This is a genomic window from Streptomyces sp. CBMA29, from assembly GCF_014596445.1.
Classification (GTDB): Bacteria; Actinomycetota; Actinomycetes; order Streptomycetales; family Streptomycetaceae; genus Actinacidiphila.
The window spans coordinates 78,363-95,505 of record NZ_MECL01000074.1 but is presented as its reverse complement, the minus strand read 5'-3'; the positions used below and the strand labels follow the sequence as shown (position 1 = coordinate 95,505).

General features: G+C 73.0%; 2 protein-coding genes. One reads left to right on the top strand and one right to left on the bottom strand.

Annotated features, from left to right (window positions below):
- Positions 1-37 precede the first annotated feature (37 nt).
- Positions 38-15,469 (bottom strand): SDR family NAD(P)-dependent oxidoreductase, encoded by a 15,432-nt coding sequence (locus BGM09_RS38485; protein WP_317452655.1) that lies wholly within the window; start codon positions 15,467-15,469, stop codon positions 38-40.
- A gap of 444 nt (positions 15,470-15,913) precedes the next feature.
- Between BGM09_RS38485 and BGM09_RS11530 the strand changes: the two genes are divergently transcribed.
- Positions 15,914-17,104, top strand: a complete 1,191-nt coding sequence (locus tag BGM09_RS11530) for a cytochrome P450 (RefSeq protein WP_317452654.1) — start codon at positions 15,914-15,916, stop codon at positions 17,102-17,104.
- Positions 17,105-17,143: the final 39 nt, after the last annotated feature.

Below are 17,143 nucleotides of genomic sequence, written 5' to 3'. Positions count from 1 at the left end.
CGCCCGGCGCTCGTGCCGCCGCGCCGGGCGTGGCCGCTCAGGAGATCCCGAGCTCGTTGTTGATGAAATCCAGCACCTCGTCGGCGGACGCCGACTTCAGCCGGTCGGCGGCACCGGTCTCGCGTGTGCCTGAGCCGGTATCGGTGCCGGAGTCGCGCCAGAAAGCGAGCAGGTTCTCCAACCGGCGGCCGACAGCGGCGCGCTGGTCCGCGTCCACGTCCTCGGCCGCGACGGTGGCGAGCTGGGTCTCGAACGCCGCCAGTTCGGCGAGGAGTTCTTCGGTACCCGGCGGTTGTTCGTCGGGCAGCAGCGTGCCGAGCAGATGGGCGGCGAGCGCGTCGGGGGTCGGGTGGTCGAAGACCACGGTGGCCGCGAGCCGCTGTCCGGTGGCGGTGCCGAGGCGGTTGCGCAGCTCGACGCCGGTGAGCGAGTCGAAGCCCAGCTCCTTGAACGCGCGCGCCGGATCGACGGCGGCCGACGATCCGTGGCCGAGCACCGCGGCGACGTTGGTGCGCACCATGTCGACGAGTACGGCGCTGCGTTCGGCGGCGCCGAGCGCGGCGAGACGCGCGGCCAGGTCCGCGCCGCCCGAACGCGCCGCAGGGACAGCGGCTTTGGCGGTACGGCGTTGCGGAGCACGGCTCGTCAGGCCGCGCGCGAGAGCACGGAAGGCTTCTCCCGCGGTCTGGTCGTCCGCTGTCTCGGGCGCGAGGCGGGCGGTGACGGCGAGCGGTACGTCCCAGCCCAGCGCGGCGTCGAACAGGCCGATCCCCTGCTCGACGCTCATCGGCACCACGCCACTTCGGGCCAAGCGTGCCCGGTCCACCTCATCAAGCGAACCGGTCAGCTCGGAGTCGGTGGCCCAGTGTCCCCAGGCCATCGACACACCCGACGCACCACTCGTACGGCGCACACCGGCCAGCGCGTCCAGGAACGTGTTCGCCGCCGCGTAGTTCGCCTGGCCGGCCGTGCCCACCACGCCCGCAAGGGACGAGAACAGCACGAACAACGACAGGTCCAGGTCCCGCGTCAGCTCGTGCAGATGCCACGCGGCATCCACCTTCGCCCGCAGCACACCCCGAATACGTTCCGCGTCCAGATCCGGCACCAGACCGTCATCCAGCGCGCCCGCGCAGTGCACCACCCCGCCCAACGGCCGGTCCCCGCCGAACCGCGCGAGCAGCCCCGCCGCCTCGTCCCGGACCGCGACATCACACCCCACGACCTCGACCCGCGCACCCGCAGCCTCCAACTCCGCCACCAACCCGGCCACACCCGGAGCGCCTTCCCCTCGCCGACTGGCCAGCACCAGATCCCGGACCCCGTACGAGGCCACCATGTGCCGGGCCACCAACCCGCCCAGCAAACCCGTACCACCCGTGACCAGCACCGCACTCCCGGCATCCACCCGGCGCGGAACACGCAGCACGACCTTGCCGACATGCCGCGCCTGCGACATGAACCGCAACGCCTCACCAGCACGACGCACATCCCACACCCGCACCGGCAACGGCTCCAGCACACCCTCCGCGAACAACCCCGCCAACTCCCGCAGGATCTCGCCGACTCGCTGCGGATCCGCCTTCGCCAGGTCGTAGGCCCGGTAGGTCACGCCGGGGTGTTCGGCCGCGACGGCCTGCGGGTCGCGGAGGTCGGTCTTGCCCATCTCCAGGAACCGGCCGCCACGCGGCAGCAGCCGCAGCGACGCGTCAACGAACTCCCGCGCGAGGCAGTCCAGTACGACGTCGACTCCGTCGCCGCCCGTGGCGGTCATGAAGGCGTCCTCGAAGGCCAGGGTGCGGGAGGAGGCGATGTGCTCCGCGTCGAAGCCCATGTCCCGGAGGGTGTCCCACTTGCCCTCGCTGGCGGTCCCGAAGACCTCGGCACCCCAGTGCCGGGCCAACTGCGTGGCCGCCATCCCCACACCACCGGTCGCCGCGTGGATCAACACCCTTTGCCCGGCGCTCAGTTCGCCAAGGTCGGCGAGACCGATCCACGCCGTGAGGAACACCGCGGGGACGGCGGCGGCCTGCTCGAAGCTCCAGCCCTCCGGCACCCGGACGACCAACCGCTCGTCCACCACCGCCAACGGACCGAACGACTCCGGCAGCAGACCCATCACCCGGTCACCCACCGCGACACCCGCGACGCCAGGACCGACCTCGACCACGACACCCGCGCCCTCGCAGCCGAGCGACTCCTCGGTACCGACCATGCCCAGACTCACCACGACATCACGGAAGTTGACACCCGCCGCGCGGATTCCGACGCGGATCTGGCCGGGCGCGAGCGGCGCGTCGGCAGCGGGATGGGGGGCCAGGGCGAGCCCGTCGAGCGTCCCTTCGGAGGCGACCAGCCGCCACGCACCCTCGGCAGGCGGCACCAGACCCCCTCCACCAGCAGGCGCCCGCACCAACCTCGGCACCAGCACCTCACCACCACGCACCGCCACCTGCGGCTCACCCGACGCCACCGCCACACCGAGCACCACACCGAGATCCGCCACCGACTCCACGTCTCGGTCAGTGTCGACCAGCAACAGCCGCCCCGGATTCTCAGCAAGCGCGCTGCGCACCAGACCCCACACCGGGGCATGCACCAGATCGGCAACGGACTCACCGCTATGAGTGGACACAGCCCCACAGGTGACGAGCACCAACCGCGACCCGGCAAACCGCTCCTCGGCCAGCCACTCCTGGACCAGACCCAACACACCGGTCACCGCATCTGCCACCGCACCCGGCACATCACCGGAGACCGCCACCGACACCGGAGGCAGCACCACGCCGACCAGCGGCGGAACTGGCTCCGACCCGGTGGCGAGCGCGGCGAGGCCCGCCGCCCCCGCCACGAAGGTGCAGTCGGCCGTCACCGCGTTGCTCTCCGTCGGCATCGCGCGGACCCAGTCCATCCGGAACAGGCCGTCGACCGCGTCCGATCCGGAGCCGCGGAGCTGGTCGCCCGACACCGCGCGCAGCACGAGGGACGTCACCGACAGGACCAGGGTGCCTGCGGTGTCGGTCACCGTCACGGACAGCGTGTCCGGCCCTGAGGCCCGCAGCCGTACGCGTACGGAGGTCGCGCCGACCGCGCCGAGCACGACATCCGACCAGGCGAACGGCAGCCGGACCGGCGAGCCGTGAGGGTGCTCCAGCAGGACGGCCTGGATCGCGGCGTCGAGCAGGGCGGGATGGATGCCGAAGCGGGCCGCGTCCTTGACCGCGGCCTCCGGCAACGCCACTTCCGCGTAGAGCTCGTCGCCGTCCCGCCATGCGGCGCGCAGGCCCTGGAAGGCCGGGCCGTAGCCGTAACCGGCCGCCGCTGCCCGCTCGTAGAAGCCGTCGACCGGCACCGGCTCGGCACCCGGCGGCGGCCACGCGGTGAGCGTGTCCGGGGTCTCAGGGCTGCCGTCGAGCAGCGTGCCGGCGGCGTTACGCGTCCAGGGCCGGTCGTCCGGCGCGGCGCTCTCCGCGCGGGAGTGGATGCCCAGTTCGCGCCGTCCGTCCTCGTCCGGCGCACTGACAGAGACCTGCACCTGCACACCGCCGCTCTCCGGCACCACCAACGGCACCTGAAGCGTCAACTCCTCTACGCACCCGGCCCCGACCTCGTCCGCCGCGCGCAACGCCCATTCCGCCAGAGCGGCACCCGGCACCAGAACGATCCCCTCCACCCGGTGATCACCCAGCCACGCATGCGACGCCAACGACAACCGACCCGTGAACACCACCTGATCCGAACCGGCCAACCGCACCACCGCCCCCAACAGCGGGTGATCGACGGCCTCCTGCCCGAGCCCGCTGGGATCGCCGCTACGGCCGCCCTCACCGGTCAGCCAGTAGCGCTCGTGCTGGAAGGCGTACGTGGGCAGGTCCACGGGGCGGGCCGGGGTTCCGCCGAACACGGACCGCCAGTCGACGGGGAGGCCGCGTACCCAGCCTTCGGCCAGCGAGGTCAGGAAGCGTTCCTGGCCGCCCTCGTCGCGACGGAGCGTGCCGAGCGCGACCGCGTCGGAACCCGCGTCCTCAAACGTCTCGGCGAGACCGACCGCCAGGACCGGGTGCGGGCTCGACTCCACGAAGTACCCGAAGCCGTCAGCCAGCAAGGCCCGGACGGTCTCGTCGAAACGGACCTCCTGGCGGAGGTTCGTCACCCAGTACGCAGCGTCCAGCGTGCTCGTGTCGATACGGCCGCCGGTCACCGTCGAATAGAACGGAACCTCGGACGAGGTCGGCGTAATCCCGGACAGAGCCTGGACGACCTCGTCACATATCGCATCGACCTGCACCGAGTGCGACGCGTAATCCACATCAATACGACGCGCCCGCACGCCCTCGGCCTCACACGACATCAGCAGCTCATCCAGCGCCTGGGGTTCACCCGAAACCACCGTGGACGACGGCCCGTTCACCGACGCCACACCGATCCGGCCGTCCCAGCGCCCGATCCGCTCCCGTACCGCCTCAGCCGGAAGCGCGACCGACACCATCCCACCGTTGCCGGACAACGACCCACGAATCGCCTTCGCCCGCAACGCCACCACGCGCGCCGCATCCTCCACCGACAACGCACCCGCGACACAGGCCGCCGCGATCTCACCCTGACTGTGACCGATCACCGCACCCGGCTCCACACCCGCAGCACGCCACACTCCGGCCAGGGACACCATCACCGCCCACAACGCCCCCTGCACCACGACCACATCGTCCAAAGCCCCGCTACGGATCGCCTCCACCACCGACGAACCGACGTACGGCAACAGCGCCGCATCACACTCCGCCAACCGCGCCCCGAACACCGCGGAGGAGTCCAACAACTCCGTGGCCATCCCCGCCCACTGCGACCCCTGACCCGGGAACACCAACACCACCCGACCGGGGTCCCGCACCGTCGCGCCCGATACCACGCGCGCGGCCGGGGTGTCGTCGGCCAGGGCGCAGAGCCCTGCGACCGCGCTGGCGATGTCCGGGGCCAGCACCACGCTCCGGTGCTCCAGGGCAGTGCGGGATGTCGCGAGGGAGAGGCCGACGTCCGCCGGGGAGTTCTCCGCGCCGCCCGCCTCGACGAACGCCGCCAGGCGTTCGGCCTGGCCGCGCAGCGCGTCCGCCGACCGCGCGGACACCACCCACGGCACCACCGTCAGCAGACCCAACGGGCCTGCTTCCGGAGCGACTTCGGGTTCGGGCTCGGAAGCCCGCGACGGCCCGGCCTCTTCCAGGATCACGTGCGCGTTCGTCCCGCTGATGCCGAACGACGAGACGGCGGCCCGGCGCGGGCGGTCGCCCGGGGACCAGTCCTGGGAGTCGGTCAGCAATTCGACGGCGCCGCTCGACCAGTCGACGTGCGGCGTCGGCTCATCCGCGTAAAGGCTCTTGGGCAGCACCTCGTGGCGCATCGCCTGGACCATTTTGATGACGCCCGCGACCCCGGCGGCGGCCTGCGTGTGACCGATGTTCGACTTCACCGAGCCCAGCCACAAGGGCAGTTCACCGGCCCGCCCCTGCCCGTACGTCGCGAGCAGCGCCTGCGCCTCAATCGGATCGCCCAGTGCCGTGCCGGTCCCGTGCGCCTCGACCGCGTCGACATCTGCGGCCGTCAGCCCGGCGCTGTCCAGCGCGGCCCGGATCACCCGCTCCTGGGAAGGTCCGTTCGGTGCGGTCAGCCCGTTCGACGCACCGTCCTGATTCACCGCGGAGCCCCGCATCACCGCCAGCACCCGGTGACCGTTGCGCCGCGCGTCCGACAGCCGCTCCAGGAGCAGGACACCGACGCCCTCACCCCACCCGGCACCGTCCGCCGCCGCCGAGAACGCCTTGCTGCGCCCGTCAGGCGCCATGCCCCGCTGACGGCTGAACTCCACGAAAACCCAAGGGGTCGCCATGACGGTGACGCCGCCGGCCAGGGCGAGCGAGCACTCCCCCGACCGCAGCGCCTGCGCCGCCAGGTGCATCGCGACCAGCGACGACGAGCACGCCGTGTCCACCGTCATCGCCGGACCCTCGAACCCGAACGTGTACGACACCCGGCCGGAGGCGACGCTGCCCTGCGTGCTGGTGACGGCGTAACCCTCCAGTTCTTCGGGGCGTTCGCCGGTGGAGCCGTAGTCGTGGTGCATGACGCCGGTGAAGACGCCCGTCGAACTGCCTCTCAGCGAACCGGGATCAATACCCGCCCGCTCCAACACCTCCCACGACGCCTCCAACAACAACCGCTGCTGGGGATCCATCGACAACGCCTCACGCGGAGACACCCCGAAAAACCCCGCGTCAAACTCACCCGCGCCATAAAGGAACCCACCCTCACGCGCATAACTCCGCCCCGCCACACCAGGATTCGGATCAAACAACCCCTCAACATCCCACCCCCGGTCCACCGGGAACCCCGACACCGCATCCCCACCCGAAGCAACCAGAGACCACAACTCCTCAGGCGAACCCACACCACCCGGATACCGACACGCCATCCCCACAATCACCACCGGGTCGGTGTCACTGTCCGGAGCGGACGCCTGGCCTGCCGCGTCGGCCGGGGCCGTTGCCGCCGCCTGGCCCGGCCGGTCGGCGCCCAACACCAGGGTGCGGAGGAAGCCGGTGAGTGCCTGGGGCGTCGGGTAGTCGAAGACGAGGGTGGCGGGGAGCCGCAGGCCGGTGGCCGTGGCGAGGGCGTTGCGCAGTTGCAGGGCGGTCAGCGAGTCGAAGCCGAACTCCTTGAAGCTGCGGCGCGCGGAAATCGTGTCCGGTGTCGGCAACGCGAGGACGGCGGCAGCCTGTTCACGGATCAGTTCGAGCAGGAGCCGGTCCTGTTCCTGCGGGTCGAGGCCGGTGAGGCGGTGCCGCAGGTCGCTGGCGCTGTCGGCCGGTGCGGCGGCCACAGCGGTGCGCCGTGCGCGGACCAGGCTGCGGAAGGCAGGCCGCAGAGAGCCCCGGGCGGCCTCGGCGCGCAGGGCGGTCAGGTCGAGCGAGACGGGGACGAGGCACGACGTGTCGGTGGCCGTGGCCGCGTCGAACAGCGCCAGGCCGAGGTCGGCGGCCAGCGGCCGGACGCCGGAGGCGCGCAGCCAGGCGAGGTCGCCGTCGTCCAAGTGGGCGCGCATGCTGCCGACTTCCGCCCACAGGCCCCAGGCGAGGGAGTGCGCGGGCAGTCTCTCGGCGCGGCGGCGCGTGGCGAGGGCGTCCAGGAAGGCGTTGGCAGCGGCGTAGTCGGCCTGGCCGGGGTTGCCGAAGGTCGCGGCGATGGAGGAGAACAGTACGAACAGCGACAGGTCCAAGTGCCGGGTCAGCTCGTGCAGATGCACCGCCGCGTCCACCTTCGGCGTCAGCACGCGCGACAGCTGGTCGTCGGTGAGGGACAGTACAAGTCCGTCGTCGAGCACACCGGCCGCGTGCACCACGCCCGTCAGCGGCCGGTCGGAAGGAACCGCCTCCAACACCGCTGCCAAAGAGGCCCGGTCGGCCACATCGCAAGCGGTGATCTCGACCGTCTCCGCGCCGCCGGCGCGGAGCCGGGCCCTGAGGTCGGCGGCGCCGTCCGTGTCGGGACCGCGCCGACTGGTCAGGACGAGGTGCCGGACACCGTGTTCGGCGACCAGGTGACCGGCCAGCAGCGAGCCGAGGGCGCCGGTCCCGCCGGTGATCAGGACCGTGCCGTGCGGGTCGGCCTCGGTGCGCTGCGGGGCGGCGGGGGCTTCGGACGCGGCGCCGGGGGTCGCGCGGACCAGCCGGGGCAGCCGTATCCCGCCCGCGCGCAACGCGATCTGCGCCTCGTCCCGCGCGACGGCGGTGGCGACGGCCGTGGCCAGTGCGTCCCGGGACGCCGGTGTGTCGTCCGTGTCGACCAGGACGAGGCGGCCGGGGTGCTCGGACTGGGCGCTGCGGATCAGGCCCCAGACGGGTGCCGTCGCCAGGTCGGCGATGTCCTCGCCGGGTTCCGCGGCAACCGCCCCGCGAGTCAGCACGACCAGGCGCGACGTACTCAGCCGCTCGTCGCCGAGCCAGGTCTTGAGCAGGCCCAGCGCCTCGGCGGTCGCGGCGTGGACGCGAGCGGGCAGTGCCGCGTCGACCGGCGTACGAGCCGGTGTCCCGTCCTCGTGGCCCGCCGTCCCACTCCCGTCGCCGAGGATCGCGTCTCCCGGCTGCCCGCCCTCCTGGCCCGGCTCACCCTTCCCCTCACCAGACGTCCAACTCCCGTCGCCCAGACCGCCCTTCGCGCCGCGCGGCTCCTCACGCCCCCACCCGCCGAGCCGCACCAGTGCCGTCCGCGGCGCCTCGATGGTGTCCGCGTCGATCCGGGCGAGCAGTTCCGCGACGTCGGGCACACCGTCGTCGCCCGTGTCGGCACCAAGGGCCAGCCACTCGGCCGCGGGCTCCGCTGTCGCGACCGACTGCCAGTCGAGCCGGAAGAGTGCCTGGTCCGCGGGGGTGTTCGCGGGGCCTCCCGCCGGACTCAACTGCGCCTCGCCGACGGGCAGCAGGGTGAGCGCCTCAACGGAAGCGACGGGCGCGCCGGTGGCGTCCGCGAGGGTCAGGGCGACGGTGTCCGGGCCTTGGGGAGTGACGCGAACGCGGACCGCCGAGGCGTGGACGGCGTGCAGGGCGAGCCCGCGCCAGGCGAACGGCAGCCGCAGGCCGTCGACATGGGCAAGGGAGATGTGCAACGCGGCGTCCAGCAGGGCGGGATGGACGCCGTACGATCCGGCGTCGGCTGCCTGCTCGTCGCCGAGGGTGACGTCGGCGTAGAGGTGCTGATCCGACCGCCAGGCGGCGCGGACGCGGCGGAAGGCCGGGCCGTAGCCGTAACCGGTCGCGTCCAGGTCCGCGTAGAACTCCTCGACGGGCACCGGCCGGGCGTCGGCCGGGGGCCAGGCGGTGAGGGGTTCGGGAGCGGCGGGCGCCTCGGAGGCGAGGACGCCCGCGGCGTGCCGGACCCAGGGGCCGGTGTCGAGACTTCTGGCGTCGTGCGCGTCGGCGCGGTCGGGTCGGGAGTGGATGCGCAGTTCGCGGCGGCCGGTCGCGTCCGGTGCGCCGACGGTGAGCTGGAGGTGCACGCCGTCCTGGCCGGCCAGGATCAGCGGTGCTTCCAGGGTGAGTTCCTCGACCTGGGCGCATCCGGTCAACTCGGCCGCGTGCAGAGCCAGTTCGGCGAAGGCCGCGCCGGGCAGCAGCACCGTGCCGAGGGCGGCGTGGTCCGACAGCCACGGATGGGTGCGCAGCGAGATCCGGCCGGTGAGCAACAGGGTTTCGGAGTCGGCGAGTTGTACGGCCGCGCCCAGCATCGGGTGCCCGGTCGCGGACAGGCCGAGGCCGTCCGTTCCCGCGCCCGCGCCTGCCGCCGACTCCAGCCAGTACCGGGTCCGTTGGAAGGCGTAGGTGGGCAGGTGGACGCGGCGTCCGTCGGTCGCGGGCAGCAGCCGGGTCCAGTCGACGCCGGGCAGGCCGCGGACCCAGCCTTCGGCGACGGAGGTGAGGAAACGGTCGGCGCCGCCTTCGTCGCGGCGGAGTGTGCCGAGGGCGAGGGCGTCGGTCCCGGCGTACTCGAACGTCTCCTGCATGGCGGGGGTGAGTACGGGGTGGGCGCTGATCTCGACGAAGAACCGGAAGCCGTCGTCGAGGAGTGTGTGGACGGCGGTCTCGAAATCGACCGGCCTGCGGGCGTTCTCGAACCAGTAGCCGGCGTCGAGCCTGTGTCCGTCGAGCGCGCCGCCGGTGACGGTCGAGTAGAACGGGACGCCGCCCGCGACGGGCGTGACGTCGGCGAACATCCGCGTGATGCGGTCGCGCAGCGGGTCGACCTGGGCGCAGTGCGAGGCGACAGTGGAGCCGATGACGCGGGCCCTGATCCCCTCGTCCTTGCAGGCGGCGACGAAGTCGGCGAGCGAGGTCTCGTCCCCGGCGACGGTCTGCGCGGTGGGTCCGTTGCGTCCGGCCGCGGTGAGGCGGCCGTCCCACGCGGCCAGCCGCTCCTCCAGCGCCTCCGCGCTCAGTGCGACCGAGGCGACGGCGCCGTTGCCGACGAGTTCCTCGCCGAAGAGCGCGCTGCGCAGGACGACGATGCGGACGGCGTCGGCGAGGGTGAGAGCGCCCGCGACGCAGGCCGCGGCGATCTCGCCCTGGCTGCTGCCGACGACGGCGCCCGGCTCGACGCCCGCGGCGCGCCACATCGCGGCCAGGGACACGTTGACGGCGAACAGCACCGGTTGGAGTACGTCGATCCGGTCGAGCGGCGGCGCGTCCTGCGCGGCGCGCAGCACATCGGTGGCGGACCAGTCGACGTAGGCGGCCATCTCCCGCTCGCACTCGGTGAAGCGGCGGGCGAACACCGTTGAGGTGCCGAGGAGTTCGGCGGCCATGCCGCGCCACTGGGAGCCCTGGCCGGGGAAGACGAACGCGGTCCGGCCGCGCAGGTCGGCCGCGCCGACGACGGCGTGGGGGGTGGGCGCGCCGACGGCGACGGCGGTCAGCGCGTCACGGGTGCCGTCGGGGTCGGCGGCGAGCACGACGGCCCGGTGTTCGAGTACGGCGCGGGTGGCGGCCAGGGCGCGGCCGGTGGCGGCCCTGCCGTCACCCGTGCTCGCGGGGCCGTCTCCCCCGGCATCGCCCGTCCAGTCGCGGATACGGGCGGCCTGGGCGCGCAGCGCAGCGGCCGACTGTCCCGACACCGGCCACGGTGCGGGGGCGCCGGTGAGGATCGGGAGCGCCCGCAGGTCCCCGGCCCCGCCCTCGGATAGGGATACGGATACGGGCTCGGCTTCGGAGGCGGCCCCGGACGCGGCCTCGGACGGGCCGGGCGCGGCCAGGGGGTTTGCGGAGCCCTCCGGCTCGGCCTCCTCCAGGATCACGTGCGCGTTCGTGCCGCTGATGCCGAACGACGAGACGCCCGCGCGCCGCGGCCGGTCCCCGCGCTTCCACGCCACCGGTTCGGTCAGGAGCGTGACGGCGCCGGACCAGTCGACGTGCGGCGAGGGGACGTCGGCGTGCAGAGTGCGGGGCAGCTCCTCGTGGCGCAGGGCCTGCACGATCTTGATCACGCCCGCGATGCCCGCCGCGGCCTGGGTGTGCCCGATGTTGGACTTCACCGAGCCGAGCCGGAGCGGCCGGTCCTCGGGGCGGCTCTGCCCGTAGGTGGCCAGCAGCGCCTGCGCCTCGATCGGGTCGCCGAGCGTCGTGCCCGTACCGTGCGCCTCGACCACGTCCACGTCGGCGGCGGCGACCCGCGCGTCAGCGAGCGCGTCACGGATCACCCGCTCCTGCGAGGGGCCGTGCGGCGCGGTCAGGCCGTTGCTCGCGCCGTCCTGATTGGTGGCGGAGCCGCGGACCAGGGCCAGCACCTGGTGGCCGTTGCGGCGTGCGTCGGAGAGCCGCTCGACCACCAGGACGCCGACGCCCTCGGACCAGCCGGTGCCGTCGGCGGCGGCGGAGAACGCCTTGCAGCGGCCGTCGGGGGACAGCGCCCCCTGCCGGCTCAGCTCCACGAACATGCCGGGCGTGGACATGATCGTGACGCCGCCCGCGATCGCCATCGTGCACTCGCCCGACCGCAGCGACCGTACCGCCCAGTGCAGTGCGACCAGGGACGACGAGCAGGCCGTGTCCAGGGTGACGGCCGGGCCCTCAAGACCCAGGGCGTAGGCCAGCCGTCCCGAGGCGACGCTGGTGAGGGTGCCGGTGAGCCGGTGGCCCTCGACGCCGTCCGCGCCGTACTGGAGCTGCGGCCCGTACTCCTGGAACATCGCGCCGAAGAAGACGCCGGTGCGGGTGCCGCGCAAGGACAGCGGGTCCATCCCGGCCCGCTCCACCGCCTCCCACGAGGTCTCCAGCAGCAGCCGCTGCTGCGGGTCCATGGCCAGGGCCTCGCGCGGCGAGATCCCGAACAGCCCGGCGTCGAAGTCCGGTGCGCCGTCGAGGAATCCGCCGTGCCGGACGTAGCTGGTGGCCGCGCGCCGCGCCTGCGGGTCGTAGAGGCGCTCGATGTCCCAGCCGCGGTTGTCGGGGAAGTCGCCGATGACGTCCCGGCCGTCCGCGACGACGTCCCACAGTGCCTCGGGCGAGTCGACGCCGCCAGGGAGCCGGCAGGCCATGGCGACGATGGCGATCGGCGAGTCGTCGGCGTCCGGGTGGTCCACGGGGGGCGCCGCCGCGTCGTTCGCCGCGGGTCCCGCGTCGAGCAGGGCGGCGCGCAGGTGGCGGGCGAGCGCGGACGGCGTGGGCTGGTCGAAGAGGACGGTGGCGGGCATCGCCACTTCGGCCTGCTCGGCGATCCGGTTGCGGAGCTGGACCGACAGGTGCGAGTCGAACCCGAGGTTCTTGAAGGTCTGTTCGGGGTCGAGCGCGTCCGGCGACGGCTGTCCCGCGACCGCCGCCGCGTGCGCCAGGACGAAGCGCAGCAGCGTCGAATCCCGCTCGGCCGGACGCAGCGCGGCCAGCCGGGCGGCGAACGACGAGGCGGCGGGGGCCGGTTCGGCGCCGTAGTCCTGGTCCTCGTCGTGCTCGGCGTCCCGGACGTTGCGCTGGGCCGGTACGGCGGCGGCGGTTCCCGCGCGTCGGCGACGGCGGCCGGTCGCGGTGTCCACCCAGTGGCGGCGGCGCTGGAACGCGTAGGTGGGAAGCGCGACTTGGGCCGGAGGCGTGTCCGCGAAGACGGCCTGCCAGTCGACCGGCAGACCACGTACCCAGCCCTCGGCCAGCGAGGTCAGGAAGCGTTCCTGGCCGCCCTCGTTCCTGCGCAGCGTGCCGAGCGCCACCGCGTCGAACCCGGCGTCCTCGAACGTCTCGGCCAGGCCCACCGCCAGCACGGGGTGCGCGCTGGCCTCCACGAAGTAGCCGAACCCGTCGGCCAGCAGCGCGCGTACGGTCTCGTCGAACCGCACCTGCCCGCGGAGGTTGGCGAGCCAGTACGCGGCGTCCAGCTCCCGGGTGTCGAGCCGGCCGCCGGTGACCGTGGAGTAGAAGAGCACGTCGGACGCCACCGGGGTGATGCCGGCGAGGGCGTCCAGCACCTCCTCCCGGATCGCGTCGACCTGGACGGAGTGCGACGCGTAGTCGATGCCGACGCGCCGGGCGCGGATGCCCTCGGCGTCGCAGGCGGCGCGCAGTTCGGCGAGCGCGTCCAGCTCGCCCGACACCACGGTGGACGAGGGCCCGTTGACCGATCCGATACACAGCCGGTCGCCCCAGCGGGTGAGGCGTTCGAGGACCGCGCCGACGGGCAGCCCCACCGAGAGCATCCCGCCGCGGCCCGACAGCGACGCGCCGATCACCTTCGCCCGCAGCGCGACCGTCTTCGCCCCGTCCTCGACGGACAACGCGCCCGCGACGCAGGCGGCGGCGATCTCGCCCTGGCTGTGCCCGATGACGGCGCCGGGCTCGACACCGGCGGCGCGCCACACCTCGGCCAGCGACACCATCACCGCCCACAGCGCCGACTGGACGACCACCACATCGTCGAGGGCGCCCTCGCGGATCGCCTCGACCACCGAGCTGCCGAGATACGGGGCCAGCGCCGTGTCGCACTCCCCCATCCGGGCCGCGAACACCGTTGAGGAGGCCAGCAGTTCCATCGCCATGCCCGCCCACTGCGAGCCCTGGCCCGGGAACACCAGGGCCACCCGGCTGCCTCCGGCGCGCACCGCTCCGCTCACCAGACCGGCCGCGGGCATACCGGTGGCGAGCATGCCGACGGTGTTACGGGCGTCCGTGAATCCGGCCGCGAGGACGACACCGCGGTGCTCGAACGCCGCCCGGGACAGGGCGAGGGCCCGGCCGACCGGGCGCAGGCCCGAAGGGCCGTCGACGGTGACGGAGTCGGAGTCGGAGTCGGCATGAGCATCGGCATCGGACCCGGACCCGGACCAGGACCCGGCACCAGCGGCTTCGGTGACGGCGAGCAGGCGTTCGGCCTGGCCTCGCAGTGCGGCGGCGGACCGCGCGGACACCGGCCAGGGCACGAGGCCGAGTTCACCGAGCGGTGACCGTGTCGTGCGGGCGGCGCCCGGGAGAGCCGCGTCGGGGCGGACGGAGGACGAGGCCGCGGCCCATTCGCCCACCACCACATGGCAGTTGGTGCCTCCCATACCGAAGGAGGAGACACCGCCCAGCAGCGGCCGGTCTTCGTCGGGCCAGGCGGTCGCCTCGTCCCCGGTCTGCACCCGCAGGCGGAGGTCCACCAGCGCGATCTCCGGGTTCGGGCGCCGGTAGTTGAGGCTCGGCGGCAGCGCCCGGTGCTGGACGCTGAGGATCAGCTTGAGCAGGCCGGTCACACCTGCGGCGCCTTCCAGGTGGCCGACGTTCGTCTTGACCGAGCCGACGGCCAGCGGCGCTCGCGGGTCGCGGCCGGCGCCGAGCACCGTACCGAGCGCGCGGGCCTCGACCGGGTCGCCGACGCGGGTGCCGGTGCCGTGCAGTTCGACGTACTGCACCTCGTCCGGCGCGACCCCGGCCCGACGGTAGGCGCTGCGCAGCAGGTCCTCCTGTGCCGCCTGGTGCGGGCTGGTGAGGCCGGGGCCGCCGCCGTCGTTGTTGACGGCGCTGCCGAGCAGCACGCAGCGGATCGGGTCGCCGTCGGCGACCGCGTCGCTCAGCCGCTTGAGGACCAGGACCGCGCCGCCCTCGCCGCGGACGTAGCCGTTGGCGCGCTCGTCGAAGGTGTAGCAGCGGCCGTCGGGAGAAAGAGCGCCGAAGGCGGTGATCCGCTCGGTGGTCTCCGGGACGAGGTTGAGGTTCACGCCGCCGGCCAGGGCGACCGCCGACTCGCCGGAGCGCAGGCTCTCACAGGCGAGGTGGACCGAGACCAGCGAGGAGGACTGCCCGGCGTCGACGGTCAGGCTCGGGCCGTTGAGGCCCAGCGCGTAGGAGATACGGTTGGCGACGAGGCTGCGGTGCAGGCCGGTGAGGGTGTGGGCGGTGGCCGGTCCCGTCCGGGCGCTGAGGGTCGCGTAGTCGTCGGCGATGACGCCGAGGAACACCCCGTAGGCGACGGGCTGTCGAGCCGCCTTCCGCGGGTGCTCCGCCGGGGCGGCCTCGGGGCTCCCGGGCCTGGAGGCGGGGTGCAGGGCGGCGAGGCCCGCGTCCTCCAGCGCCTCCCAGCCGAGTTCGAGCGCGAGCCGCTGCTGCGGGTCCATCTGGGCGGCCTCGCGGGGCGTGACTCCGAAGAACTCCGCGTCGAAGCCCTCGATCCGCTCGGCGTCCAGGAAGCCGCCGCGCTGCGGACCGGCCGCGCCGGGACCGCCCGGATCGCCCGCACCGACGTCCGGATCGACGTCCGATTCGACGTCCGCGTCGCCTTCCACGGGCCAGCGCGGGGCCGCGAGTTCGGTCACCGCGTCCGCGCCGCTGCGCAGCAGGTCCCAGAACGCCGTCGGGCCGTCCGCTCCCGGCAGTCGGCAGGAGACCCCGATGACGGCGATGGGTTCGCCCGGCCCGGCGGGGTCGCCGCCGTGTCCGTTCAGCGAATTCCGGTCGGCATTTGTGTCCGCCACCAGTACGTCAGAGCTCCTTCGGAATCCCACGACCCGGGGGGTGGTACAGGTCGCACGAAAACGCCAGACTTTCCACCGCCTCGGCGGAAATGCGGAGTGCGGAGCGCGCGTCCCGATCGCCTCGGAATTGTCGCCCTCCGCGCCGTCATCCGTGGTTGCGGACAGGACGGACGTGGACCGGTAATCGATCCCATCAGCGTTCAACTGGCCAGTCAACCGGGGTTATTGACCCCACGACCCCTGCCGCCGCGGGGGTACCCCCCTAAAGTGCGGCCGCCACCCCCTATACCTATTCCGGGGTTTGAGCCGCTGCCGCACGCTGTTACCGTCCACGGGCGATGAAATTCGGAATAATTCCTCATTCGCGGCGTGAAACAAGTGTCCGGCCACGACTACGGCCACGGCCGCATCCGCACGCCGCGCGTCATACGCTGGGAGTCTCGCGTGACCGATTCCGCTGTGTCGCTGAGCCCGCCGTCGGCCGCCGACGGCGGCGCTGAACTGTTCGCGTGGCTGCGCCGGATGCGCGACGACAATCCGGTGTTCCGCGACGAGAACGGCAGTTGGCACGTCCTGCGGTACGCGGACGTGCAGCGGGTGCTGTCGGACCAGAAGGACTTCTCCTCCGACCCGACCCCGGTGTCACCGAAGGCGGCGGAGATCGCCCGCGGTGACCTGGCGCAGATCGACCCGCCCGAGCACCACCATCTGCGGCGCGGGATCAGCCGGGTGTTCACGCCCCGCACCGTGGCCGAACTGGAGCCGCGGATCGCCGAGATCGGCCGGGAGCTGCTCGGCGCGACCGAGGGCATGGACCGTCTCGACCTGGTGCGGCATCTGACCCATCCGCTGCCGGTGATCGTGATCGCCGAACTGCTGGGCGTACCGGCCGAGGACCGGCCGATCTTCCGGCACTGGGCGGACCGCATCATCGCCGCCAAGATCGTCGGCATCGACCTGCCGGAGAACTACGAGCGCCTGCGGACCGCGATCGAGGAGATGGACTACTACCTCGACGGCATGCTGGAGGAGCGGCGGTCCCGTCCCGGTGACGACCTGCTCAGCAAGATGGCCACCAGCGAGGTGGACGGCGAGCCGCTGTCGTCGGAGGAGGCCGTCAACTTCGCCCGGCTGCTGCTGATCGCCGGGCACATCACCACGACGATGATGCTGAGCAGCGCGATCCTGTGCTTCGAGGAGCACCCGGAGGCAGCCGCCGCGCTGCGCGCCGACCGCTCGCTGATCCCGGCCGCGCTGGAGGAAGTGGTGCGCTACCGGCCGCCGTTCACCATCACCGGCCGGTACACCACCCGGGACGTGCCGATCGGCGGTGTGGTCATCCCCGAGCGGTCGATCGTCATCCCCTGGCTGGCATCGGCCAACCGCGACGAGCGGCAGTTCGACGAGCCGGACCGGTTCGACATCACCCGTACGCCCAACGCGCACGTCGCCTTCGGCAAGGGCATCCACTTCTGCATCGGTGCGCCGCTGGCCCGGCTTGAGGGGCGAGTCGCCCTCAACCTCCTCCTCGACCACTACCAGGACGTGCGGCTCGACCGCAGCGAGCCGCTGGAGTTCTACGACCGGAACTTCTTCGGAGTCAAGTCGCTGCCGGTGTCGGTCGTCCACGCGTGACCGCCGCGGCCTCCCCGTCAGGTCCCGACAACTCCCGTA